Source organism: Brevundimonas sp. (genome assembly GCF_032107865.1).
Classification (GTDB): Bacteria; Pseudomonadota; Alphaproteobacteria; order Caulobacterales; family Caulobacteraceae; genus Brevundimonas.
On the sequence record NZ_DAMCNG010000278.1, the window covers coordinates 1 to 2,631 of the forward strand.

The following is a 2,631-nucleotide window of genomic DNA, read 5'->3' on the forward strand; positions in this document are numbered from 1 at the left end:
GTCGTCGCGGGCGTGGTGCGTCAGGCGCCGGGCCCCAACGCCATGACGCCGCCGCCCTCGGGCAAGCTCTTCTACGGCCGCGACCGGGCGGCGATGGCCCAGGCCCTGGGCGTGACGGGGGCGGTATCGCCCTACACCGTCTATGCGACCACCTCGGCCAATCCCGAATTGACGACGTTGCGGCCGGTGTCGCCGCCCGCCGCCTTCAGCAACAACCACCTGGGCTACGCTTTGACCTGGTTCGGCCTGGCGATCACCCTGGTCGTCTTCTACGCGGCCCTGCTGCTGCGCCGCTATCGCCCCACGCCCGCCAAGGATCGCTGACCTGACTGCTCGCCTTCACACCCTGTCCAACGGCGTGCGCGTCGTGTGCGACCCGATGCCCGGCCTGCGCACCATCGCCGTGACCGTGGCCGTCAACGGCGGCGCCCGCATGGAGGACGAAGCGCGTTCCGGCTGGTCGCATCTGCTGGAGCATCTGGTCTTCAAGGGCGCGGGCGACATGGGCGCGCGCGAGATCGTCGAGCGCATCGAGGCTGAGGGCGGCTCGATCAACGCCGCCACTGGCTATGAACGCACCAGCTTCGACGTGCGCGCGCTGAAGGGCAGCCTGCCGCTGGCCATGCAGGTGCTGTCCGACTTGGTGTTCCGTCCGACGCTGACGCCCGAAGAGATCGAGCGCGAGAAGGACGTCGTGGCCCAGGAGATCGCTGAGGCCTTCGACACGCCGGACGACCATGTGTTCGAGATGGCCCAGACCCAGGCTTTCGCCGGTCAGGCCCTGGGGCGGCCGATCCTGGGTTCGATCGCCAGCCTGGCGCCCGCCGACCGCGCGGCCGTGGCGGACTGGCGCGCGCGTCTCTACTCGCCCGATCACATGGTGGTGTCGGTGTCCGGCGCGGTCGATGAGGACGAGCTTCTGGCCCTGGCCGAGACCTGGTTCGGCCAGGCGGTCGCCGCGCCGCACGAGCCGACGGCGCCCGCCGTCTTCACCGGCGGCGAGGCGAAGCTGGCGCGCAAGATCGAACAGGCCAATCTGGTTTTCCAACTGCCCAGCCTGGGCGTGCGCGATCCGCGCCAGCCCGCCCTGCGGCTATTCACTTCCAGAGCGCGCGCGAGGATCGCGGCCTAGCCTACGCCATCGACGCCTATCACGAGACCTATGACGACCTGGGCGTGCTGGGCGTTTACGCCGGGGCGGCGGCCGAGCGCTCGCTGGAGCTGGCCGAACTGTGCGCCGCCGAAGTCCTCGACCTGGCTGAAAAGGGACCGACGGAGGCGGAGCTGGCGCGGGCCAAGGCCGTGCTGAACGCCAGCCTGTGGATGGCCGATGAAAGCCCGGCCAGCCGGTCGGGCCGACTGGCGGGCCAGACCCTGGTGTTCGGGGGGCCCATCTCGTCCGAGGACAGCGCGGCCCGCATCGAGGCTCAGACCGCGCAGGATCTGCGCGCGGTGGGCCAGGCCATGACGAGCCAGGGGCTGTCGGCGACGGCGGTGCTGGGGCCCAAGGCGGCGGGCGGCGCGGGGCGCGCCTTCCGCCAGCGGATGGCGGCGGGCTGATCGCGGCCTGCTGACGCCGAGATCGCTTCGCGCTATCATTTGATCCATGGCCCTGTTCGATTGGATGGCCGAGGCGACTGGACCGGTCCTGAACGGGCAGGGGGTTCTGCTGCGCCCGCCGCGCCCTGCGGACTATGTGGCGTGGGCCTCCCTGCGTGAGGAATCTCGCGACTATCTGCAACCGTGGGAGCCGGCCTGGGCCGAGGACGACCTGACCCGCGCCGCCTATCGCCGTCGCCTGGGCGTCTATGCGCGGGAAATGGAGCAGGGCACGGCCTGGCCCCTGTTCGTGTTCGATCAAGCCGATGAAGCGCTGCTGGGCGCCATCACCCTGTCCAACATCCGGCGCGGCGTGGCCGAGACCGGCACCCTGGGCTACTGGGTCGGCCGTCCCTATGCGGGGCAGGGCGTCGGCACGGCGGCGGTGCGGCTCATGTTGGGCCATGCCTTCTCCGCCCTGGGGCTGCATCGGGTCGAGGCCGCCTGCGTGCCGACTAACCACGCCTCGCGCCGCGTATTGGAAAAGGCCGGTTTTTCTCAGGAAGGCCTCGCCCGCGCTTATTTGAAAATTAACGGCCGATGGGCAGACCATCTGTTGTTCGGCGTCCTCGATCTGGAGTTCGCCGCCGGCGTCGCCCATTCAGTCAGAGTATCGGACCCGTCTTGAGCACACGATCCAGAGCCCTGACGTGGGATCCGACCACGGCGATCGAAGCTCTTGCGGCGGCCGACGCCGCCTTATGGATCTGGACCCCGGCCGAAGATCAGATCCGCTTCACCGGCGCCACCCGGCCGCTGGGCCTGGGACCGCTGGCGCCGCAGTGCTCTGGCGCAGCCTTCACCGCCCTGGCCATGCCTCAGGATCGCGCCCTGGCCGACCGCCTGCTGAAGCCTCAGGCCGAGGGGACGGAGATCGCCGTGCGCCTGCGGATGCGCGGCTGCGAGACCTGCCTGTGGCGTGGCGTCTGGCTGGAGGACGGCCTGCGCGCGGCGGGCATCGTCGCACTTGAAACCAAGTTCGCGGGCGCCGATCGCGACACGCTGACGGGCCTGCTGGACCGACGCACCTTC

2 protein-coding genes and 2 pseudogenes are annotated in these 2,631 nt (G+C 70.2%); all 4 read left to right on the plus strand.

Going from position 1 to position 2,631, the window contains the following annotated elements:
• Positions 1–324 (plus strand): SURF1 family cytochrome oxidase biogenesis protein (locus RT567_RS15440; protein ID WP_313577121.1); only part of this gene is annotated, 324 nt, incomplete at its 5' end.
• A 55-nt stretch (positions 325–379) separates the two neighbouring features.
• Positions 380–1,560: pseudogene (locus RT567_RS15445) on the plus strand (M16 family metallopeptidase).
• 46 nt (positions 1,561–1,606) lie between these two features.
• Positions 1,607–2,227 (plus strand): GNAT family protein, encoded by a 621-nt coding sequence (locus tag RT567_RS15450; protein WP_313577122.1) that lies wholly within the window; start codon positions 1,607–1,609, stop codon positions 2,225–2,227.
• Positions 2,224–2,631: pseudogene (locus RT567_RS15455) on the plus strand (bifunctional diguanylate cyclase/phosphodiesterase); the annotation flags it as partial. The gene RT567_RS15450 and the pseudogene RT567_RS15455, both read left to right, overlap by 4 nt.